The following is a 21,128-nucleotide window of genomic DNA, read 5'->3' as shown; positions in this document are numbered from 1 at the left end:
CCTTTCCTGAAGGGTGTTGCGTGGTACGACCCCGCGTTGGGTGGTGCGGGGAGTCTGTGAGGGGGTGGGCCTACGCGGCTTTCAGCAGCCGGAGCCTCGGCGCGGGACCCGACCGTCCGCCGCGCCGGTGCACGGAGCGGGCCGCGTAGTCGCCGGCGAACTGGATGAGGGAGATGACGACCGCGAGGATCGCCACGGTGATCCACATCAGCTGGGTCTCGAAGCGCTGATAGCCGTAGCGGATGGCGATGTCGCCGAGGCCGCCGGCGCCGACCGTGCCGGCCATCGCCGAGTAGCCGATGAGCGCGACGATCGTCGTGGTGGTGCTGGAGATCAGCGAGGGCAGGGACTCCGGTACGAGGACCTTGCGCACGATCGTCCAGGTGTTGCCGCCCATCGACTGCACGGCCTCGACGAGCCCGCCGTCCACTTCGCGGACAGCCGTCTCAACCAGGCGCGCGAAGAAGGGAATTGCCCCGATCGCGAGCGGCACGATGGCGGCCTCGCGGCCGATGGTCGTCCCGGTGATGGTCCGCGTGAAGTTCATCAGCGCGACCATGAGGATGATGAACGGCAGCGAGCGGGCGACGTTCACGATCTGCCCGATGACCTTGTTCGCGGCGACGTTCTGGAGCAGTCCGCCGCGGTCGGTCAGGACGAGCAGGATGCCGAGCGGGAGGCCGCCGACGACGGCGATGACCGTGGACCAGCCGACCATGTACAGCGTGTCCCAACACGCCTGGGACAGCAGGGGCTGCATCTCCGACCAGGTCACTTGGCACCTTCCTTCAGCAGTACGGGCTCCTGGCCCAACACGTCGATCTGCAGGCCCTGTTCGCGCAGGAAGCCGATCGGCACGACGTTGTCCTCGTAGCGGCCGGGCAGTTCGATGCGCATGCGGCCGACCTGGAGTCCGCCGACGGTGTCGATGGCGGCGCCGAGGATCGAGATGTCGATGTTGTAGGTGCGCGAGAGCTGGGAGATGACGGGCTGGGTGGCGGCCTCGCCGTGGAAGGTGACGTCGACGACCGTGCGGTCCGCGCCGTGTGCCTCGCCGGTGACCGGGAAGAGGGCGGAGGCCAGCTCGGAGCCCGGGGTCGCGAGCAGCTCGCTCACCGTGCCGGACTCGACGATGCGGCCGTTCTCCATGAGCGCGGCCGAGTCGCACACGTTCTTGACGACGTCCATCTCATGGGTGATGAGCAGGACGGTCAGACCCAGCTGCCGGTTCAGGTCGCGCAGCAGCTGGAGGATCGAGCGGGTGGTCTCCGGGTCGAGCGCGCTGGTGGCCTCGTCGGAGAGCAGCACCTTGGGGTCGCCGGCCAGGGCGCGGGCGATGCCGACGCGCTGCTTCTGACCGCCGGAGAGCTGCGCCGGGTAGGACTTCGCCTTGTCGGCGAGCCCGACGAGGTCGAGGAGTTCGAGCGCCTTGGCGGATCGTTCCTTCCCGGACTTGCCGAGGATTTCGAGGGGCAGCTCGATGTTGTCCTGCACGGTCCGTGAGGAGAGCAGGTTGAAGTGCTGGAAGACCATGCCGATACGGCTGCGCGCCTGCCGGAGTTCCCGTCCCGCGCGCGGTCCGCGCCCGGCGAGGGCGGTGAGGTCCTGCCCGGCGACGGTGACCGTGCCGGCGGTGGGCTTCTCCAGCAGGTTGACGCAGCGGATGAGCGAGGACTTGCCGGCGCCGGACTGGCCGATGACGCCGTAGACCTCGCCTTCGCGGACGTGGAGATCGACGCCGTCGAGGGCGGTGACCTCCCGGCCGCGTGAGCGGTAGACCTTGGTCAGGCCCGATGTGGTGATCACTGGGGTTCCATGACTGTCGGGTACGCGGGCGTGGGTGTGCCCTGGGTACGAGGGGGGAAATGTGCGCGGGGCGGCGTCAGTCACGTACGAGATGCGACGCACGGACATGCACATGCCACGGCGACTCGCTTCGGGGCGCGAGGCTCGGGCGGGTGGCCCGGGGGTGGTGCGGGGGCCCTCTAGAAGGCGCACATTCGACACATACAACGAGCACCGGGCGTCAGGGTCGCCTCGGTCGCAAGGATGCGGTAGCTCGTCGTGGTCATGGAATCAGTAAAGCAGACGTACGGTCCTGACAAAGGGCCGCTGTCCGCATGCCGGACAGCGGCGGACGCCCGTCAGCGGCGCGCGGATATCTCCACTCCCCCGTCACTGACCAGCGCGGACAAGGCTGACAGGTCACTCACAACAAGGTCGGCGTCGAGCTCGTGGGCCTCGTGGGTTGTGGCCAATGCCACGGTGATCATTCCGGCCGCGCGGCCCGCCTGGAGTCCCGCCGGAGCGTCCTCGAAGACGACACAGCGGGCCGGGTCGACGCCCAGCCGGCGGGCGGCGAGGAGGTAGGGCTCGGGGTCGGGCTTGCCGCGCGTGACGTCCTCGGCGACCACGAGGGTCTTGGGGAGGATGCCGGCGTACGCGAGCCGCGCCTCGGCGAGCCGGCGGGTGGCCGAGGTGACGACGGCCCAGCGGTCGGCGGGCAGCGAGTCGAGGAAGTCCCGGGTGCCGGGCAGCAGAGTGGCACCCCCGTTGGGCACGTCCTCGACCTCCAGCGCCTCGATCCGCGCGACCGCGGCCGGGACGACATCGGCGGGCAGCAGGTCGGCGGCTATCGCCACGGCGGTCCGCCCGTGCAGCTCGGTCCGCGCGAAGTCCTCGGCCGTGATCCCGAACTCCTGTGCCCACCGGGTCCAGCACCGGCGCACGGATTCGAGGGAGGAGACGAGCGTGCCGTCGTTGTCGAACAGGAGGGCCTCAGCGTGGATCTTCATGTTCCCGACCCTACGGTCACCTGCCGTTTGGCCCGTAATAGGGTCACTCCATGCTTGATGCCCTGACGCTGGCGACCGGTGTCGCCGCGCTGCTGCTCGCCGCCTGGTGCGGGTGGGCGGCCTACCGTGATCAGCCGACCAAGGACTGGCACTTCATCGGCATGGCCGTCGTCACCCTGCTGGCCACGGTCCAACTGGTCGTCGGCATCGTGCAGTTGGCGCGCGGCGAGAAGCCGGAGCAGGGCACCGTGATCTTCGTGGCGTATCTGCTGGGCGCGTTCGCGGCCGTCCCGGCGGCGGGTTTCATGTCACTGACCGAGCGCACCCGCTGGGGTTCGATCACGGCCGCGGCCGGCGGTGTGGTCCTCGCCGTCCTCGAAGTGCGGCTCTACGACATCTGGGGAAGCTGAGATGACCACCGTGGAAGAGAACACCGCGCAGGACAAGCCGAAGCGGCTCATCAGCGGACCCGGCATCCTGCTCGTCTGGTTCTACGGCGTGATGGTCGTCGGCGCGGTCTCCCGCTCGGTGTACCAGATCGCCACCGAGTTCGACCGGGCCCCGCTCGCCTACTCGCTGTCGGCCGTGGCGGGCGTGGTGTACGGATTCATCACGTACTCCCTGATCCGCGGCGGCGAGACGGCCCGCAGGGCGGCACAGATCTGCTGCGCCGCCGAACTCGCGGGTGTCCTCATCGTCGGGACGCTGACCGTCATCGACAGTTCGGCGTTCCCGGACGCGACGGTCTGGTCGTACTACGGCGCGGGGTACATCTTCATCCCCGTGCTGCTGCCGCTGTCCGCGCTGTACTGGCTGCGCAAGAACCGCACGGCCGACAGCGCCGACACCGTCACGCCGTAGCGACGTACGCCTCCACCGGCTTCTCCAGGACGATCATCGGTACGCCGTCGTCGCCCTGGGAGGTGCCTACGGTCTCGTAGCCGACGCGGCGGTACAGGCGGAGGTTGCCCTCGCTGCGGTGGCCGGTGTGGAGGCGGAACTTCTTGGCGCCGCGCTCCCCGGCGAGGGCCGACTCCGCCGCGCGGAGGAGGCGGGCGCCGATGCCGTGGCCCTGGAGGCGCGGGTGGACGCAGAGTTTGCCGATGGCGGCCGCGCCATCCTCGGTCACCGTGCCGCGGACCGATCCGACCACCTCCTCGCCCAGCCGGGCGACGAAGACGCAGTCGGAACCGACCTCGCTCCGGACCGAGTCGAGGCTCTGGACGAGCGGGTCGATGCGGTAGTTGCCGTACAGCGCCGCCTCGCTCTGGAAGCACAGGTACTGCAGCCTGAAGATCTGCTCTGCGTCCTGCTCGGTCGCCACCGAGATGGTCACGCTCATGCCCATGTGCGCACGCCTCCCGCTCACCTGATCGCCACTTGATTCCTCACTCCTATCCCCGTGCTTCGTGGGCCGCAACCTCCGGCGTCAGCAATCGCCGAAGACATCCCAGACATCTGGAACGTTCCGGGCCGAGACTGCCCTGTGAGATACCCAACTCCCCCGCGATCTCGCGGTAGGTGAGGTCCTTCGGCGACAGCAGCGCCTCCATGAGACGCGGGCAACGGCCGGGCAATCGGCGCACCGCATCGTGCAGCGCGCGATGCCTCGCCGCCGTGAGCGCGGCCTGTTCGGGGCCGCGGTCGCTCTCGTCGACAGGATCATCGTCGTACGACTGTTCAAGCCGGGCGGTACGGCGGGTGCGCTGGGCCTCCGAGCGGACCGCGCGGCGGAGCCAGCGCTGGGGGTCGACCGGTGGGCCGGAGGTGTCGAGGCGTTCCAGGAGGCGGAGCCAGACGGCCTGTTCGAGGTCGGCCGGCTCGGTTCCGGAGGCATATGCCTCGGCGGATGCCTCGGCGGCGAGCAGTGGGCGCAGGGTGGTGACGAGTTGGTGTGTCATATGCGGCACGACGCGGCCGCCCCGGCACTGGGTTGCCGGGGCGGCCGTCTGTCACTCCAACGGGGCGCGGGGCTCAGCCGTTGACGAAGTCCGCGCGGGCCAGCAGACCGGTGTCGGCGTTGTCGGTGAAGACACCGTCGATGCCGGTGGCGAAGTAGCGCTTGAAGGCGCCGAACGCGTCGCCGTAGGCGTCCACGGCCGTGCCCTTGCGGTACTCCAGCGGCAGGAAGGGGTTCTCGTTGCGCATGGTGTAGGGGTGCAGGATCAGGCCCACCTTGTGGGCGTCGGCGACCAGGGTGGTCTCCTTGTTGAGGCTGCCGTCGGCGTTCTTCGTGATGATCAGGTCGAGCGTCGGGCCCAGGCCGTCCGCGTACTTCGCGATCTCCGCGAGGCCCTTCGGGGTGACCAGGTCGTCGACCGTGCGGGGGTCGCCCTGGTCGATGAAGTCGAAGGGCTGGGTGCCCGTGCCGGACAGCAGCACGACCAGCGGGTTGCCGACGAGCTTGTTGATCTTCTGGATGCTGGTCGGCTCGAAGGACTGGATCAGGACGGGCGAGTTCTTACGGTCCTTGCCGTGCTTGCGCAGGATCGTCGAGAGCAGCTTCTCCATCTCGAACCCGCGCTTGCGGAAGTAGGTGGGGTGCTTCATCTCGGGGTAGATCCAGACCTGCTTGCCGCGCTTACGGGTCTGCTCGTCCTGCCACTTGAGGACCTCCTCGAAGGTGGGGATCTCCCAGCGGCCGTTGTAGAGCGTGTTGTGCGGGCGGTTGGCCGGGATGCGCTCGATCGCGCGCAGGGTCTTCAGCTCGGCGAGCGTGAAGTCCTCGGTGAACCAGCCGGTCGTGGAGACGCCGTCGAGGAGCTTCGTGGTCTTGCGGGAGGCGAACTCGGGGTGGTCCGCGACGTTCGTGGTCCCGCCGATCTCCGGCTCGTGCCGGCAGACCAGGTGACCGTCCTTGGTGGGGACCAGGTCACCGGCCTCGACGATGTCGGCGCCCAGGTCGAGGGCCAGGTTGTACGAGCCGAAGGTGTGCTCGGGGCGGTAGCCGCTGGTGCCGCGGTGACCGACGATCGTCGGCTTGGGCAGGTACTTCAGACCGCCACCGTGACGGGCCGACGTGGCCTCGGTGGCTCTCGCCGCGCCCGCCGGTCCGAGTGCGGCCACTCCCGCGCCGAGTACGGCGGCGCCGAGCAGCGCCCGTCGTTCGGTGCCGCCCGCTCGCTCGTTCGGCCCCTGTGTTCCCTGCGTGTCCATGAAACCTCCTGGCGTCGCCCCGTCGGTGCGCGCCGATCGTAGGTGCGCGTAGATGACGGGCGGGAGACCTCGGCCGGAACACGGCGGTGACGCTGGATGTCGTACCGGCTGGCAGGTTTGACCCGCCGTCACCAAGGAACGCGAGATGCGTCACAACATGGCGGCCCGGTTACGGGGCGGTCCTGGCGCGGCACCGCAGGTAAACGTGCGTCAACACTGCGTAAGACCTCGGTGAACCCGATGTGCATTACCCCGGGGGCCGCGAGTATCGTCCTCACCTGCACAGATTTATATCGAACCCCCTTGACACCGGAGGGCCCGTTGTCCCGCTTCGCGCTCATCAAGGCAGTGCTCGGACCGATCATGCGCCTGATGTTCCGCCCCCAGGTGGAGGGAATCGAGCACATCCCGGGAGACGGTCCGGTGATCCTGGCCGGCAACCACCTCACGTTCATCGACTCCATGATCCTTCCGCTGGTCTGCGACCGGCAGGTGCTGTTCATCGGCAAGGACGAGTACGTCACCGGTGAGGGGTTCAAGGGGCGGCTCATGGCCTGGTTCTTCACCGGGGTCGGGATGATTCCGGTGGACCGGGACGGGGCGAACGGGGGTGTCGCCGCGCTGATGACCGGGCGGCGCGTCCTGGAAGAGGGCAAGGTCTTCGGGATCTATCCCGAGGGGACGCGGTCGCCCGACGGGCGGTTGTATCGGGGGCGGACCGGGATTGCTCGGCTCACGATGATGACCGGGGCGCCTGTTGTTCCGTTCGCGATGATCGGCACGGACAAGTTGCAACCGGGTGGGGCGGGTTTCCCTCGGCCGGGGAAGGTCACTGTTCGGTTCGGTGAGGCGATGGAGTTCTCTCGGTATGAGGGGATGGATCGGGACCGGTATGTGTTGCGGGCTGTGACTGACTCTGTGATGACTGAGGTCATGCGGTTGTCCGGGCAGGAGTACGTGGATATGTACGCGACCAAGGCCAAGGCTGCGTAAGGCTGTTCTTTGGGCGCGGGTGCGTTGTGGTTGCTCGCGCAGTTCCCCGCGCCCCTTACGGGGCGCTTTCCAACCGTTGGCCTCGCAGCATGAACCATGCCGCAACTGCCGTTGCCAGTAGGACTGTTGCGCCTACCGCCGATGCGACGCTCAGGCCGTTCACGAAGGCCTCTCTCGCTGACGTCAGCATCTGCTGAGCCGCCTGCGTGGGCATGGTTGCCGCCGCTTCCACCGCGCCGCCCAATGATTCGTGCGCGCCGCTCGGTGTTCCCGCCGGAGCCACGAAGCCCCTGTACACGCCCGTAACGATGGAGCCGAGTACGGCGATTCCGAGGGCCGCGCCCAGCTCGTAGGCCGTTTCCGAGACCGCTGAGGCCGCTCCCGCTTGTTCCTTCGGTACCGACGAGAGGATGACGTCGGCTGTCACCGTGAAGGAGAAGCCGGCGCCGATGCCGACGACCAGGAGGGCGGCGCCGAGGAGTGGGTAGCCGGTCGACTGGTTGAGCGTTGTCAGTACGGCAAGTGCCACGCCCACCGCCGCCAGGCCGCCCGCCACCACCGCGCGGACCGAGAAGCGTCGGGCCACCCTTCCCGCGATCAGGCCGGCCGCCACCGCGCCCACCGCTGCGGGGATTTCGGCCAGGCCCGCCTCGAACGGGCCCCGCCCCTGGACCAGTTGAAGGTACTGGGAGAGGAAGAACACCAGGCCGGACAGGCCGAGGATCGTCAGCAGGTCGGCCAACACGGCCGCGCTGAAGCCTCGGTTGCGGAACAGGCGCATGTCCAACAAGGGGGCCGGGAGCGTGAGTTGGCGACGGACGAACCAGTACAGGGCCGCCGCGCCCAGGGCGCCCACCGCGAGCGAGGGCAGCTCGAAGCCGTGGGTCGCGGCCTCCTTGACTGCGTAGACCACACCGATCACACCCACTAGGGACAGGACGACGCTGATCAGGTCCCAGGGGCCCGGGTTGGGGTTCTTGGACTCCGGGAGCGTCTTGATGCCCACCAGGACCAGGACCGCCATCACGGGCAGGTTAATGAGGAAGACCGAGCCCCACCAGAAGTGTTCGAGGAGGAAGCCGCCCGCGACCGGGCCGACTGCCGTACCGGCGGAGGCGGTTGCACCCCAGATGCCTACGGCGAGGCTGCGTTCGCGTGGGTCGTGGAAGAGGTTGCGGATCAGGGCGAGGGTGGCGGGCATCAGGGTCGCGCCCGCGACGCCGAGCAGCGCCCGGGCCAGGATCATCAACTCCGGTGTGGACGCATAGGCGTTGAGGATCGAGATCGCGCCGAACGCCGTGGCTCCGATCAGCAGGATCTTCTTACGGCCGATGCGGTCGCCGAGGCTGCCCATCGACACGAGCAGGCCCGCGATGACGAAGGAGTAGACGTCGCCGATCCAGAGGAGTTGGGTGCCGGACGGCTTCAAGTCCTCGCTGATGTAAGGGGTTGCGAGGCCCAGGACGGTCGCGTCCACGGCCACCAGCAGCACGGCGAGCACGAGGACGGAGAGCGCGAGCCACCGGCCCGGGCGCTTCTCCGTCTCCGACACGATCGCCGGCCGCAGGGTGCTGGTCATGATTCCTCTCTCCGTGTTTCGTCTCTGCGTGTTGCATCTCTGCGCAGTGCGCCGCCGAGCAACAGCTCGACCGTCATGTGCGTGAAGTCCTTGGGCGCGCCCTTGCCGCTCTGCACCATCCACACCCCGGAGGCCAGCAGGCCGAACAGTGCCTCGGTGAGCCAGGCGGGCGTCAGGTCGATGCGGAACTCGCCGCTCTGCTGGCCGCGCCGGAACAAGGCGGTGATGCGGTCGTCGAGCCTGGCCCAGCCGGCGTGCTGTTCCTCGCCCTCGAACAGCTGGTTCTCCGTGTAGAGGAAGGCCAGCAGGCCGGCGGCCGGTTCGGCCTCGCGGACGAGTCGCCGTACGGCGTCCTCGGCACGGCCGTCGTCCAGCCGCGCCGCCTCCAGGGCGGCCTCGCACTCGGCGATACCGAGCGCCTCCAGCGCCCGTACGAGCGCGTCGCGCCCCGCGAACTGGCGGTGCAGCGTGGCCCGGCTGATCCCGGCCGCCTTGGCGACCTCGTCCATGGTCGCGGTGGATTTGCGGGTCAGCAGGGCCGCGGCGGCGCGGAGTATGTGGTCGCGATCGAAGGCCATGAGACAACCATAACCCACATGAGACATTCATGTCTCAGCGCGGGCATGCGTGACTCACGGCTTCGGGGCGGAGTGGGTGTAGGTGTAGGCGTCCGTCAGTGCCAGGGCAGCTGTCCGCGCCGGTCCCAGTACGTGTGCGGGTCCTCGGACAGCGCGCCCAGGCGGGCGAGCTGGTCGTCGTTCAGGTCTACGACCGCCGCGTGCAGGTTGGAGGCGAGCTGGCCCACGGTCGCGGCGCCGGAGAGGACGACGCCGGCCCAGGGTTCACGCAGGATCAGGGCCAGGGCGATCGCGTCCGCGCCGAGCGAGGTCTCTTCGGCTACGGCCTTCAGGGCGTCCGGTGCGTACGGCTCCGCGAGCCTGCCGTTGGCCATGCCCTCCTTGACGATCACCGTGAGGCCGGCGTCGTGGGCCTCTGCCAGGGCGGGGGCCGCGGAGGTCTCCAGGGCGTTGTACGTCGACTGGACGGTACGGAAGAGGGGCTCGCCGTCCACCGTCACGGTGAGCGCGGCCCTGATGGCGTCGGCTTGGGCGGGGCCGCTCGTCGAGAAGCCGATGGTTACGCCCGTCGCCGCCAACTCGGCCAGTTTCGCGTGGAGTTGCTTGTCGGTGAGGGCCGGGCTGTCGGGGGTCACCGAGTGGATCTGGTAGAGGTCCAGGCGGTTGCCGAGCAGGTCGGTGGTCTCGGCGCGCTGGCGGTCGTAGGTCTGGACACTGTGGTCCTTGACCTCGTGCTTCTCGGCGTCCGTGGTCCAGTCTGCCGTGTACGTGTAGCCCCACTTGCTGCCGACCACGATGTCGTCCAGGTCGGGGTGGGACTTCAGCCAGTCGGCGAGGAACTCCTCGGAGCGGCCGTAGGAGCGGGCTGCGTCGAAGTAGCGGACGCCTTGCGCGTACGCGGCGTTCAGGAGGTCGTGGGTTCGGGCTCGGAGAGCTTCTACGGTGCGGTGCTCTCCGAGGTCTTCTTCGCGGCCGAGGTTGATGTAGCCGGGGCGGCCTACTGCGGCGAGGCCCAGTCCGAGGTGGCTGGTGGGGGTTGTTGCGTTGGCCAGTCGGGCGAAGGGCATCGCGGGCTCCGGTTGGTCGGCTGTGGTGCGGCTGCCGACCAACGTAACCCGGGATGACCTTCGCCCTGGAGCTCGGTCGGTGCGGTCGTATGGCGGGTGCGCGAGCGTCGTGGTTGCTCGCGCCCACGCGGCGGAGCCGCATGTCGGATACAGCCCCGCGCCCCTAAAAGCACTTAGCTCTTCGCCGTTGACCAAGCCTGCTGAACCGCCAAGTCCCGCTTCACCTCTGCCAGTTGGATGGCTACCGCGCTCGGGGCCGTGCCGCCTCGGGCGTTGCGGGAGGCCAGGGCGCCGGGGACGTTGAGGACCGTGCGGACTTCCGGGGTCAGGTGGGCGGAGATCTTGGCGAACTGTTCGTCCGTGAGGTCTGCCAGTTCCTTGTCCTCGGACTCGGCCACCTTGACGCACTCGCCGGCGACCTCGTGGGCAACGCGGAACGGGACGCCCTGCTTGACCAGCCACTCGGCGATGTCCGTGGCGAGGGAGAAGCCGGCCGGGGCCAGTTCTTCCATGCGGTCACGGTGGATGGTGAGGGTGGCCATCATGCCGGTGAACGCCGGGAGCAGGACTTCGAGTTGGTCGATGGAGTCGAAGACCGGCTCCTTGTCCTCCTGGAGGTCTCGGTTGTAGGCCAACGGGAGGGCCTTGAGGGTTGCCATCAGGCCCGTCAGGTTGCCGATCAGGCGGCCCGACTTGCCGCGCGCCAGCTCCGCGATGTCCGGGTTCTTCTTCTGCGGCATGATCGACGAACCCGTGGAGAACGCGTCGTGCAGGGTCACGAAGGAGAACTCCTTCGTGTTCCAGATGATGATCTCCTCCGCGATCCGGGAGAGGTTCACCCCGATCATCGCCGTGATGAAGGCGAACTCCGCGACGAAGTCCCGCGAGGCCGTACCGTCGATCGAGTTGGCGACCGAGCCGTGCTCGAAGCCGAGGTCCTCCGCCACCGCCTCCGGGTCCAGGCCGAGGGACGAACCCGCCAGCGCTCCCGAGCCGTACGGCGAGACCGCCGTGCGCTCGTCCCACTGGCGCAGGCGTTCCGCGTCCCGGGACAGGGGCTGGACGTGGGCCAGCATGTGGTGGGCGAACAGCACCGGCTGGGCGTGCTGGAGGTGGGTGCGGCCGGGCATCGCCACGTCCGGGTGGGCCTCCGCGAGGCCGACCAGCGCGTCCTGGAGGTCGGCGATCAGGCCGCCGATCGTGCGGGCGTGGTCCCGCAGATACATGCGGAAGAGGGTGGCCACCTGGTCGTTGCGCGAGCGGCCCGCGCGGAGCTTGCCTCCGAGGTCCGGGCCGAGGATCTCCAACAGGCCGCGTTCCAGGGCCGTATGGACGTCCTCGTCGGCGATCGTGCCGACCAGCGTGCCGTCGGCGACATTCGCTTCGAGCTGGTCCAGGCCCGCGAGCATCCGGGTCAGCTCGTCGTCCGTGAGGAGGTTCGCCTTGTGCAGCACGCGCGCGTGGGCGCGGGAACCGGCGATGTCGTAGGGCGCGAGCCGCCAGTCGAAGTGGACGGACGCGGACAGCTTCGCCAGGGCCTCGGCGGGACCGTCGGCGAAACGACCGCCCCAGAGCCGTACGTCACCGCTGTTGCTGCTCACTTGCGCTGCTCCTCAAAGGCCGTGGATGGGTCGTCGTTCCGCGTTGTTCCGCTGCGTTGTCTCGCACCGTCTCGCGCATTGTCTCGCATGCATGATTATGCAGAGTCCTGCATGTTTCGTCAATTTTAAGAGCCCTTGAACGCCAGCAACCGCTTTCCCGTACCTCTCGCCGAACGCAGGCGCCGCGTTTCCCCCCACGAGTCACCCCCCCGTTCATCCCTGACCCGAGTGAGGCATTCGCATGTCCAGGGCTCTCCCCAAGTACAACAAGCGTCGCGTCGTGTTCATCGGCGGTGCCGCCGCCGTGGTGCTGTCCGGCGCGGTCATCGCCGGTTCCGCTCTGGCCGGGACGCCGGACAAGAGCAGCTCCGCGCAGACTGCCCGTACGTTGGCGGACCCGGGGACGATCACCTGCCCCGACGTGAAGTCGCAGCTGCCCGCTGTTCCGGCGTCCGCGCAGGCCGAGGTCGACCGGAACCTCGCTCTCCTCGACACCCAGATCGCCGAGGCCAACAAGCGGCTCGTCGACACGGTCGGACAGGGCGGCGCCAACTTCGTTCAGAACGCGATCCTCGGCCCGCTGAAGGACAAGCGGGTGTCCACCATCGACCGGATCGCCATCGCCATCGGGCGTCAGGGCACCAAGCCGACGGGCCTTGACTCGCTGGCCACCTGCGCCCTCAACACCGGTGGGACCGACGTCGGCGGTACCGAGACGGGCGGGACCGACACCGGCACCGATACCGGTGCGACCGACACCGCGACCCCGAGCGCCACGGCGTCCGCCGCCGACGACGCGGCCGGCGGGACCGACACCAGCACGGCGGTCGGGACCATCTCCTGCCCCGACGTGAAGTCGCAGCTGCCCGCTGTTCCGGCGTCCGCGCAGGCCGAGGTCGACCGGAACCTCGCCCTTCTCGACACCCAGATCGCCGAGGCCAACAAGCGGCTCGTCGACACGGTCGGACAGGGCGGCGCCAACTTCGTTCAGAACGCGATCCTCGGCCCGCTGAAGGACAAGCGGGTCTCGACGATCGACCGGATCGCCATCGCCATCGGCCGTCAGGGCACCAAGCCCTCCGGTCTCGACTCCTTGGCCGCCTGCACGCTCACCAAGTGACGTGACAGGCAGCCGTGGCCGCCCCGATGAACGCCGGCCGGGGCGGCCACGGTGATGTCCGGACCGGCCGCGTCTTCCCTGTTTGGCCCATCTGAGCTGCCGTCACCTCGTCCTCGCTCTACCGTCTGAGCCATGCGTCCCGGTGTTCTCGCCCTTGCGTCCGCGTCCCTTCTTCTGCTGCTCGGTGCGGTGCCCGCGCGGGCTGCTGAGCCGCCGCGTCCGTCGTTGCTCGCGGATACCGGGGGTGGGAGTCAGTTGATCCTGGCGGAGGCGTCGCGGGCCAACTCCACGTCCGGGACGTTGAGTTGGTGGGAGTTGAGGAGCGGGGTGTGGGTCGAGGTCGGGTCTGCCGCTGCTCGGTTCGGGGCGAAGGGGCTTGTCGAGGGGCGGGTGCGTAAGCAGGGGTCCTACACGACTCCCGCCGGGTTGTACGAGCTGCCGTATGCCTTTGGGATTCAGGGCGCTCCGGGTGGGACTCGTGTCAAGTACCGGCGGGTGGGCGGGAGTTCTTGGTGGTGTGAGGACACTCGGTCTCGGGTCTACAACCGGTGGAGTGAGCCCCTGGCGCGTGATTGCAGGGCGTCCGAGTCCGAGCGGTTGATCTCTTATCCGACCCAGTACGCGTACGGGTTTGTCGTTGGGTTCAACTACGCCAAGCCTGTGAAGGGGCGGGGGGCCGGGATCTTTTTGCATGTCAACGGGCGTGGGGCTACTGCCGGTTGTGTGTCTGTGCCGGTGGGTGTGATGCGACGGCTTCTTGCTTGGATTGATCCTGGGCGGGGGCCGCATATCGCTATCGGGACTGTGAGCGGGGCTACGGCTATTACTCGGTACTGAGTCGCGGAAGCGCCGTTGGGGTTTCGGACGTGTGGCGAGTGCGCGCCGGATGGGGCTGAGCGCGCAGTTCCCCGCGCCCCTGAGGGAGTCAGGCCGACGGGAGTTGGACCGTGAACGTCGTTGAGCCCGGGTGGCTCTCCAGGCTCACGCTTCCCCCGTGCGCCTCCGTCACCGCCGCCACGATCGACAGGCCCAGGCCTGCTCCTCCTCCCCCGCCGTCCGCTCGGCGTCGGTCCGCTCGGGTGAAGCGTTCGAAGACTCCTGGCTGGATCTCGGGCGGGACTCCCGGGCCGTCGTCGTGGACCACCAAGTAGGTCACGCCGTCGCCCGTCTCCACGGTCACCGTCACCTTTGTGCCGGGCGGTGTGTGCAGGCGCGCGTTGGCCAACAGGTTGGCCAGTACCTGTTGGAGGCGGTGGGCGTCGCCCGTGACCGTGACCGGTTCCTCGGGGAGTTGGAGGGTCCAGCGGTGGTCGGGGCCCGCTGCTCGGGCGTCGGTGATGGCGTCGAGGACCAGGTGGGTGAGGTCGACGGGGCTGTGTTCCAGGGGGCGGCCGGCGTCGAGGCGGGCGAGGAGGAGCATTTCGTCGACCATGACGCCCATGCGGGTGGACTCGGACGCGATGCGTTCCAGTGCGCGGGTGACCTTCGGGGGGACGGGGTCCGGGTGGAGGAGGGCGAGTTCGGCGTGGCCCCGGATCGTCGCCACCGGGGTGCGAAGTTCGTGGCTGGCGTCGGCGGCGAAGCTGCGCAGGCGTTCCTCGCTGGCGTGCCGGTGGGTGAGCGCGTCCTCGACATGGCCGAGCATGCGGTTGAAGGCGCCGGCGACCTGGCCCACCTCGCTGCGGGGGTCGGATTCCGGTGCCCGGGAAGGAAGGGTCACCTCGCCGCTGGCCAGGGGGAGTTCACTGACCCGGGTGGCCGTGGCGGCCACGCGGCTGAGGGGTCGTAGCGACCAACGGACCCAGAGCGCGCCCGCGAAGCCGGTGATCAGGAGGGCAGCTCCGAAGACGATCGCCTCGACCGCCTCCAGTCGGTGGACGGTGGCCTCCACCGACTCCAGCGGGAGCCCGGTGATCATCACGTCGCCGTCCCTGCCCTTGGCGGCGAGGACGCGGTACTTGCCGAGGGACGAGAGGTGGATGGTGTGGGCCCTGCCGCCGACCGGGATCGCGGCGAGTTCCCGCCGGTCCCGCGCGCTCAGGGCGACCTTCAGGTCGGTCGTGGTGTCGTCCTTGTCGGCGGGCACGACGGCCGCGTTGGTGACGGTGCCGTCGACCAGGCGGGCGCCGAACGTGCCCGGTGCCTGCCGGCGGGTGTCGCCGCGTTCCCGGTCGTCCGCGTCGTGGTCGGTCAGCGTGGACGGGTGCTCCAGGCTGGCCGGGAACTGGGTGCCGACCTCGGTCAGCTGCTGGTCGAGCCGGCCGGTGAGGAAGCCGTCCAGCTCGATCACCGCGGCCACTCCGACGGCGGCGCAGCTGACCGCCAGCAGCACCACCAGGCCCGCCGTCAGGCGCGCCCGCAGGGTGTACATGCGGGGCAGGCGCCACCGACCGGCGGGCCGTCGTACCGTGATCATCACGCCACCGGCTTGAGCACGTACCCGGCCCCGCGCACCGTGTGGATCATGGGCGCGCGGCCCGCGTCCACCTTCTTGCGCAGGTACGAGATGTACAGCTCGACGACATGGGCCTGGCCGCCGAAGTCGTAGGACCAGACGCGGTCGAGGATCTGGGCCTTGCTGAGGACGCGGCGCGGGTTGCGCATGAGGAAGCGGAGCAGTTCGAACTCGGTCGGCGACAGTTCGACGAGGTCGCCCGCGCGGGTGACCTCGCGGGCCTCCTCGTCCATGACCAGGTCTCCGACGGTCATCCGGGGGCCCTCCTCCTGCTGGCGGGCCATGCCCGCGCGGCGCAGCAGTCCGCGCAGCCGGGCGACGACCTCCTCCAGGCTGAAGGGCTTGGTGACGTAGTCGTCGCCGCCCGCGGTGATGCCGGCGATGCGATCCTCGACGGTGTCCCGGGCGGTGAGGAAGAGTACGCAGACGTCGGGCTTGACCTCGTGCAGGGAGCGCAGCACGGCGAAGCCGTCGGTGTCCGGGAGCATCACGTCGAGGACGACGGCGTCGGGGCGCAGCGCGCGGGCCCCGACGAGTGCCGAGGCGCCGTCGGCCGCCGTGCGGACCTCCCAGCCCTCGTAGCGCAGGGCGCCGGAGAGCACCTCGGCGAGGTCGGGGTCGTCGTCGACGACGAGGACGCGCACGGGGGTGCCGTCGGGGCGGGTGAGGGCCGGTCGGCCGGAGCGGGTCGTGTTCATGGCACTTACCAGCATCTCCCCTCGTGACGTCCTCGGCCGCCGTGAGCGGCTCTGAGTTTCCTCTGAGAAAGCTGAGAAAGTCGTCCGCTCAGAGATCCCTCAGAAGTTCGGCCCCCACAGTTGTGTGCAGGACGGGTGAAAGGACACACACATGACCACCGTGTACGAACGACGGACGGCACCGCCCGTGGCGCCGGCTCCCCGGCGTTCACCGGCGGGCGCTGTGCTCGGGCTGATCTGGGCCGGGGCGGCGGCCTCGGTCGCCCTCTGGTGGGCGGACACCGGCTCGGTCGTCGGGGCCGCGGGCTGGCTGACCGGGGTCGGGCGGATCGCCGGGCTGCTGTGCGGGTACGCCTGCGCGGTGCTCGTGGGGCTGATGGCGCGGGTGCCGCTGCTGGAGCGGCGGGTCGGCTCGGACCGGGTGGCCCGCTGGCACGCGATGGCCGGCCGGTACACGGTCTGCCTGCTGGTCGTGCACGTCGTGTTCATCCTGCTCGGTTACGCCGCCCAGGACCGTGCCTCGATCGTGCACGAGACGGTCACGGTGGTCCTCGACTATCCGGACATGCTGAAGGCCACGTTCGGTGCCCTGATCCTGTTCGCGGTCGGCATCACCTCGGCCCGCGCCGCGCGCCGCAGGCTGAGTTACGAGTTCTGGTACTACGTCCATCTCCTCACGTACGTCGCCGTGTTCCTCACCTTCTTCCACCAACTGAGCCTGGGCAACGAGTTCAACGGCCACGCCGGAGCCACGGCCGCCTGGTACGGCCTGTACCTCGGCGTCGCGGCTCTGGTCATCTGGTACCGGATCCTCGCGCCGGTGCGGCTCAATCTGCGGCACCGGCTGCGGGTCGAGTCCGTGCACCGGGAGGCGCCGGGTGTGTACTCCGTCGTCGTCCGCGGGCGCCAAGTCGACGAACTCCGCGCGGAGGCGGGGCAGTTCTTCCGCTGGCGGTTCTTCGGGGAGGGGATGGGCTGGACCTCGACGCCGTACTCGCTGTCGGCGCCGCCCCGCCGGGACCTGCTGCGGATCACGGTCAAGGCGCTCGGCGACCACAGCGCGGCCGTGCCGTTGCTGCGGCCGGGCGCGCGGGTGTGGGCGGAGGGGCCGTACGGCTCGCTGACCGCCCAACGGAGCACCGGGCAGCGGTCGTTGCTGATCGCGGCCGGGGTCGGGATCACCCCGCTGCGGGCGCTGTTCGAGACGCTGCCGGGTGAGGTGACGCTGCTGTACCGGGCGCGGACCGCCCAAGACCTGGCGCTGGGAGCGGAGTTGGAGGCCATCGCGCAGTGGCGCGGGGCGAAGGTGCTGTACGCGCTCAACGGGCCGCAGGGGCAACGCCCTTCGCTCGGCGCGGCGGCGCTGCGCGAGGCCGTGCCCGATCTCGCCGGGCACGACGTGTACATCTGCGGTCCGCACGCCTTCGCCCAGGACCTGTACGGGGCTCTGCGCGCCGCCGGTGTGCCGGACCGCCGTATCCACCACGAGTCGTTCGAGCTGTGAGGCCGTCATGCATCCGTTGAAGCAGAACCGTCCGCTGCGCCGCATCGTGCTGGCGAGCGCGGTCACCGCGTCCGGTCTGGTGATGTTGTTGGCCTTGAAGCCGCACACGGCACCCGCGATAGCGGTGGCGCCCGCGCCGGCCGCCTCCAGCTCGGCCGGCGCCAACTCCGGTACCGGGTCCGGGGGTTCGACCGCCACCGGCACCAAGACCGTCACCGGCGACACGGTGCAGACCCGTTGGGGTCCCGTACAGGTGAAGATCACCGTGAAGAACGGCAAGATAACCGATGTCACCGCGGTCCAGTCGCCGTCGGACAATCCGCGCGACCAGGAGATCAACTCCTATGCCCTGCCGCAGTTGAAGAGCGAGGCACTCGCCGCGCAGAGCGCGAGTATCGACACGGTGTCGGGAGCCACCTACACAAGTGACGGTTACCGCCAGTCACTCCAGTCCGCACTGGACTCCGCGGGACTCTGAACGCACAGGCGCAACGGCACGTACTTCAGGGCCAAGGGACCAGCCCACCCCCCCTTGCCCCGTCCACGGAGGAACCGTGACCACCACGCTCGCAGGCGGACGTGCCGCCCGCCGACAGACGATGCGCCGCATCCGCCCGCGCCGCTCCCCAGCGACCCTGCTGCTGCTCGCCGTCTGGGCGGGTGCGGTCGGGGTGCTGTGGCTGTGGTGGCACAACACGCCGTCCATCGCCGACCAGAACGGCAAGATCCTCAACGCGGGCCGTATCACCGGCCTGTTGGCCGGTTATCTGATGGCACTCGTCGTGCTGCAGATGGCCCGGGTGCCCGCCCTGGAACGCCGGGTCGGCTCCGACCGGGTCGCCCGCTGGCACGCGATGAGCGGTCGCTACACGCTCTGCCTGGTCTTCGCGCACGTCTTCCTCATCATGTGGGGCTACGCCCTCCAGGCGGGCAAGACGCTGAGCGACATCGTCCAGCAGACCATCGACTCGGTGAACCAGCTGCCCGACATGGGCAAGGCCGCCATCGGCACGGGCCTGTTCCTGCTCATCGGCCTCTCGTCGATCGGCGCCGTCCGCCGCAGGCTGCCGTACGACATGTGGTACCACGTGCATCTGCTGACGTACGCGGCGGTGTTCTTCACCTTCTGGCACCAGATCAGCACCGGCAACGACTTCGCGCTGACGCCGATCGCCAAGACCGTCTGGTACGGGCTCTACGGCTCGGTCACCGCGCTGGTCGTCTGGTACCGGATCCTCACCCCGATCCGTCTCAACATGCGGCACCGGATGCGGGTCGAGGCGGTCATCGAGGAGACGCCCGGCATCGTGTCGGTGCTGATCAGCGGGCGCAAGCTGCACCGGATCGGCGCCGAGGCCGGGCAGTTCTTCCGGTGGCGGTTCCTGGCGCCGGGCATGCGGTTCAGCTCGCACCCGTACTCGCTGTCGGCGGCGCCCCGCCCGAACATGCTGCGGATCACGGTCAAGGCGATCGGCGACCACAGCGCCCGGCTGCGCGAACTGCGCCCCGGCACCAAGGTGTGGGCCGAGGGCCCGTACGGCGCGCTGACCTCGCAGCGGCGCACCCGCGGCAAGGTGCTGCTGGTCGCGGGCGGCGTCGGCATCACGCCGATGCGGGCGCTGTTCGAGACGCTGCCCGGCGCGGCCGGTGACATCACGCTGCTCTACCGGGCCAACACCACGCAGGACCTGGCGCTGTGGGACGAGCTGGCGAAGATCGCCGACGAGCGCGGCGCCCGGCTGATGTACGCGGTGAACAGCCCCGACGGGGAACGCCCCGACATCTCGGCGGAGTCCCTGCGGCGGAAGATCTCCGACATCGACAACCACGACGTCTTCATGTGCGGGCCGCCCGGCTTCGCGCAGTCGGTCTACGAAGCACTGCGCGGCGCGGGGGTTCCCGCCCGCCGCATCCATCACGAGTCGTTCGAGATGTGAGCGACGGGAGTCAGGAGCGATGAAGAAGAGCCACCCCATCCGGCGTGTTTTGCTCGCGAGCGCCGCCACCGTGTCCGGGATCGTGCTGCTGCTCTCCCTGAAGCCGGCGTCGGATCCAGCGGCGTCCGCGCAGGGTGCGGCGGCCCAGGGAGCCGCCGCCGCGCAGGAGTCGCCGCAGGGCGGTGCAGCGGCGGCCGGGACCTCGACGGTCACCGGCGCCGTGGCCCAGACCCAGTACGGGGTCGTCCAGGTCCGTCTGACGGTCGCCAACGGCAAGATCACCAAGGCCGAGGCCGTGCAGGCGCCCAAGGGCGGCACCAGCGACCAGAAGACCGCGCTGTCCGTGCCCAAGCTCAACCAGGAGGTCGTCGCCACCCAGAGCGCGGACATCACGTCCGTGTCCGGGGCGACCTACACGAGCGGCGGCTACAAGCAGTCCCTGCAGTCGGCGATCGACAAGATGAAGGCGGCCGGCGCCAACACGCCCGCCCCGTCGAAGAGTTCGGCCGCCGGGGCGGGTCAGGCCGCTCAGGCCAAGACCGTCACCGGTGATGTCGCGACGACCGAGTACGGGCCCGTCCAGGTCCGCATCACCGTCGCGAACGGCAAGATCACCAAGGCCGAGGCGATCCAGGCGCCGAAGGGCGGCACCAGCGACCAGAAGACGGCGCTGGCGATCCCCAAGCTCAACCAGGAGGCCGTCGCGGCCGGGAGCGCGACCATCGACTCCGTGTCGGGCGCGTCGTACACGAGCGGTGGTTACAAGCAGTCCCTGCAGTCGGCGCTGGACAAGGCCGGTGGCTGACACGGTGACCGATCCCGCGGAGGCTCCCGTCGCCCTGCGGCACGCCGAGGAGGTCATGGGGACGGTGTTCTCCTTCGACATCCGCGGCGGGGAGCCCGAGGCCGTGCAGTCCGCGCTGGAGCAGGCGATCGCCCAACTCCACCGTGTGAACGAGGTGTTCAGCACCTACCGCGACGACAGTCAGGTCTCGAAGCTGGCCCGCGGCGAGCTGACCCTGGCCGAGTGCGACGCCGAGGTCGCCGAGGTGCTGGAGCTGGGCGCCGAGGCGGAACGGGTCAGCGCCGGCTGGTTCAGCACGACGTACGAGGGCCGGCTCGACCCGACCGGCATCGTGAAGGGCTGGGCCGCCGAGCGCGCGGCCGGGCTGTTCACGGCGGCCGGGGTGAGCGGGGTCAGCGTCAACGGCGGCGGTGACGTCCAGATGTTCGGCACACCGGGACCGCACCGGCCCTGGCGCGTCGGCGTCTCCGACCCGCTGCGCCCGGGCGGTCTCGCGGCGGTCATCTCGGCCGCGGGCACCGACGAGCTGGCCGTGGCCACCTCCGGTACGGCCGAGCGCGGGGCGCACATCGTGGACCCGTCCACCGGCAAGTCCGCGGTGACCGACCTGGTCGCCGTCACCGTAGTGGCACCCCGTCTGACCTGGGCCGACTGCTGGGCCACGGCCGCGTTCGCGATGGGCTCGCGCGAGGGTCTGGCCTGGCTGGAGTCGCTGCCGGACGTCGAGGCGCTGCTCATCACGGCGGGCGACGAGGTGCGCTGCACGGGCGGACTGGCGGCCCGCCTCGGGTAGGGATCCCCCATGCGAGTCGGGGGCGAACCGGACAACTCCGGTGCGCC

Annotated in this window: 22 protein-coding genes; 10 read left to right on the top strand and 12 right to left on the bottom strand. The window is 69.6% G+C overall.

Annotated elements, in window-relative coordinates:
- Positions 1-70 precede the first annotated feature (70 nt).
- The 3 genes from ACIBK4_RS34970 to ACIBK4_RS34960 all read right to left on the bottom strand — a co-directional run bounded on the left by ACIBK4_RS34970 (position 71) and on the right by ACIBK4_RS34960 (position 2,795).
- The gene (locus ACIBK4_RS34970) at positions 71-775 is read right to left on the bottom strand and encodes a methionine ABC transporter permease (RefSeq protein ID WP_262058620.1); all 705 of its coding nucleotides are present in this window, start codon (positions 773-775) and stop codon (positions 71-73) included.
- Positions 772-1,806 carry a methionine ABC transporter ATP-binding protein gene (locus ACIBK4_RS34965; RefSeq protein WP_399001339.1) on the bottom strand — a complete coding sequence of 345 codons (1,035 nt, stop codon included), beginning with the start codon at positions 1,804-1,806 and terminating at the stop codon, positions 772-774. Before ACIBK4_RS34965 ends, ACIBK4_RS34970 begins: the two co-directional genes overlap by 4 nt.
- 338 nt (positions 1,807-2,144) lie before the next feature.
- On the bottom strand, positions 2,145-2,795 hold the full coding sequence (locus tag ACIBK4_RS34960) for an HAD family hydrolase (RefSeq protein ID WP_399001337.1): 651 nt from the start codon (positions 2,793-2,795) through the stop codon (positions 2,145-2,147).
- A 50-nt stretch (positions 2,796-2,845) separates the two neighbouring features.
- On the opposite strand from ACIBK4_RS34960, the gene ACIBK4_RS34955 reads away from it, so the two are divergent.
- Both ACIBK4_RS34955 and ACIBK4_RS34950 read left to right on the top strand, forming a co-directional pair.
- A complete protein-coding gene (locus ACIBK4_RS34955) occupies positions 2,846-3,205 on the top strand; it encodes a hypothetical protein (protein ID WP_366434230.1) in 360 nt (119 codons plus the stop codon).
- A gap of 1 nt (position 3,206) precedes the next feature.
- Entirely contained in the window at positions 3,207-3,656 is a 450-nt protein-coding gene (locus tag ACIBK4_RS34950; protein WP_399001335.1) for a hypothetical protein, read from the top strand.
- Here the strand turns inward: ACIBK4_RS34950 and ACIBK4_RS34945 are convergent.
- From ACIBK4_RS34945 to ACIBK4_RS34935, 3 genes are all read right to left on the bottom strand, one after another.
- Entirely contained in the window at positions 3,646-4,143 is a 498-nt protein-coding gene (locus ACIBK4_RS34945) for a GNAT family N-acetyltransferase (protein WP_399001333.1), read from the bottom strand. The genes ACIBK4_RS34950 and ACIBK4_RS34945 overlap by 11 nt on opposite strands.
- Positions 4,144-4,189: 46 nt before the next feature.
- A complete protein-coding gene (locus ACIBK4_RS34940) occupies positions 4,190-4,696 on the bottom strand; it encodes a sigma-70 family RNA polymerase sigma factor (protein ID WP_399001331.1) in 507 nt (168 codons plus the stop codon).
- 73 nt (positions 4,697-4,769) lie between these two features.
- Complete coding sequence (locus ACIBK4_RS34935; RefSeq protein WP_399001329.1) at positions 4,770-5,951, bottom strand: glycerophosphodiester phosphodiesterase; 1,182 nt, start codon at positions 5,949-5,951, stop codon at positions 4,770-4,772.
- A 240-nt stretch (positions 5,952-6,191) separates the two neighbouring features.
- On the opposite strand from ACIBK4_RS34935, the gene ACIBK4_RS34930 reads away from it, so the two are divergent.
- A complete protein-coding gene (locus ACIBK4_RS34930; RefSeq protein ID WP_399001493.1) occupies positions 6,192-6,944 on the top strand; it encodes a lysophospholipid acyltransferase family protein in 753 nt (250 codons plus the stop codon).
- A 55-nt stretch (positions 6,945-6,999) separates the two neighbouring features.
- Here the strand turns inward: ACIBK4_RS34930 and ACIBK4_RS34925 are convergent, their stop codons facing one another.
- The 4 genes from ACIBK4_RS34925 to argH form a co-directional block, all read right to left on the bottom strand.
- Positions 7,000-8,523: an MFS transporter gene (locus ACIBK4_RS34925; RefSeq protein ID WP_399001327.1), complete on the bottom strand. Its 1,524-nt coding sequence runs from the start codon at positions 8,521-8,523 to the stop codon at positions 7,000-7,002.
- Positions 8,520-9,101, bottom strand: a complete 582-nt coding sequence (locus tag ACIBK4_RS34920; RefSeq protein ID WP_399001324.1) for a TetR/AcrR family transcriptional regulator — start codon at positions 9,099-9,101, stop codon at positions 8,520-8,522. The genes ACIBK4_RS34925 and ACIBK4_RS34920 overlap by 4 nt, the downstream gene beginning before the upstream one ends.
- A gap of 95 nt (positions 9,102-9,196) precedes the next feature.
- Positions 9,197-10,168: an aldo/keto reductase gene (locus ACIBK4_RS34915; RefSeq protein WP_399001322.1), complete on the bottom strand. Its 972-nt coding sequence runs from the start codon at positions 10,166-10,168 to the stop codon at positions 9,197-9,199.
- Between the two features lie 173 nt (positions 10,169-10,341).
- Positions 10,342-11,769 (bottom strand): argininosuccinate lyase, encoded by a 1,428-nt coding sequence (gene argH, locus ACIBK4_RS34910; protein WP_399001319.1) that lies wholly within the window; start codon positions 11,767-11,769, stop codon positions 10,342-10,344.
- A gap of 241 nt (positions 11,770-12,010) precedes the next feature.
- Between argH and ACIBK4_RS34905 the strand changes: the two genes are divergently transcribed.
- Together ACIBK4_RS34905 and ACIBK4_RS34900 are read left to right on the top strand one after the other, a co-directional pair.
- Complete coding sequence (locus tag ACIBK4_RS34905; protein WP_399001317.1) at positions 12,011-12,889, top strand: hypothetical protein; 879 nt, start codon at positions 12,011-12,013, stop codon at positions 12,887-12,889.
- Positions 12,890-13,021: 132 nt separating this feature from the next.
- Positions 13,022-13,726: a L,D-transpeptidase gene (locus tag ACIBK4_RS34900; RefSeq protein WP_399001315.1), complete on the top strand. Its 705-nt coding sequence runs from the start codon at positions 13,022-13,024 to the stop codon at positions 13,724-13,726.
- 88 nt (positions 13,727-13,814) lie between these two features.
- Here the strand turns inward: ACIBK4_RS34900 and ACIBK4_RS34895 are convergent, their stop codons facing one another.
- Both ACIBK4_RS34895 and ACIBK4_RS34890 read right to left on the bottom strand, forming a co-directional pair.
- Positions 13,815-15,305 carry a sensor histidine kinase gene (locus tag ACIBK4_RS34895; protein ID WP_399001313.1) on the bottom strand — a complete coding sequence of 497 codons (1,491 nt, stop codon included), beginning with the start codon at positions 15,303-15,305 and terminating at the stop codon, positions 13,815-13,817.
- Positions 15,305-16,042, bottom strand: coding sequence for a response regulator transcription factor (locus ACIBK4_RS34890; RefSeq protein WP_399001311.1), 738 nt, complete (start codon positions 16,040-16,042; stop codon positions 15,305-15,307). The genes ACIBK4_RS34895 and ACIBK4_RS34890 overlap by 1 nt, the downstream gene beginning before the upstream one ends.
- A gap of 151 nt (positions 16,043-16,193) precedes the next feature.
- On the opposite strand from ACIBK4_RS34890, the gene ACIBK4_RS34885 reads away from it, so the two are divergent.
- The 5 genes from ACIBK4_RS34885 (at position 16,194) to ACIBK4_RS34865 (ending at position 21,081) form a co-directional block, all read left to right on the top strand.
- Positions 16,194-17,546, top strand: a complete 1,353-nt coding sequence (locus tag ACIBK4_RS34885) for a ferric reductase-like transmembrane domain-containing protein (protein ID WP_399001309.1) — start codon at positions 16,194-16,196, stop codon at positions 17,544-17,546.
- Positions 17,547-17,553: 7 nt separating this feature from the next.
- Positions 17,554-18,024, top strand: coding sequence for an FMN-binding protein (locus ACIBK4_RS34880; protein WP_399001307.1), 471 nt, complete (start codon positions 17,554-17,556; stop codon positions 18,022-18,024).
- A gap of 76 nt (positions 18,025-18,100) precedes the next feature.
- Complete coding sequence (locus ACIBK4_RS34875; RefSeq protein WP_399001305.1) at positions 18,101-19,483, top strand: ferric reductase-like transmembrane domain-containing protein; 1,383 nt, start codon at positions 18,101-18,103, stop codon at positions 19,481-19,483.
- Between the two features lie 19 nt (positions 19,484-19,502).
- Positions 19,503-20,288, top strand: a complete 786-nt coding sequence (locus tag ACIBK4_RS34870) for an FMN-binding protein (RefSeq protein WP_399001303.1) — start codon at positions 19,503-19,505, stop codon at positions 20,286-20,288.
- Positions 20,281-21,081, top strand: a complete 801-nt coding sequence (locus tag ACIBK4_RS34865) for an FAD:protein FMN transferase (protein WP_399001301.1) — start codon at positions 20,281-20,283, stop codon at positions 21,079-21,081. Before ACIBK4_RS34870 ends, ACIBK4_RS34865 begins: the two co-directional genes overlap by 8 nt.
- Positions 21,082-21,128 lie beyond the last annotated feature (47 nt).

Origin of the sequence: Streptomyces sp. NPDC050528, from assembly GCF_044457795.1 — a bacterium.
GTDB lineage: Bacteria > Actinomycetota > Actinomycetes > Streptomycetales > Streptomycetaceae > Streptomyces.
Note: the sequence above shows the minus strand (reverse complement) of the source record. Positions and strands in the feature narration are given on the sequence as shown.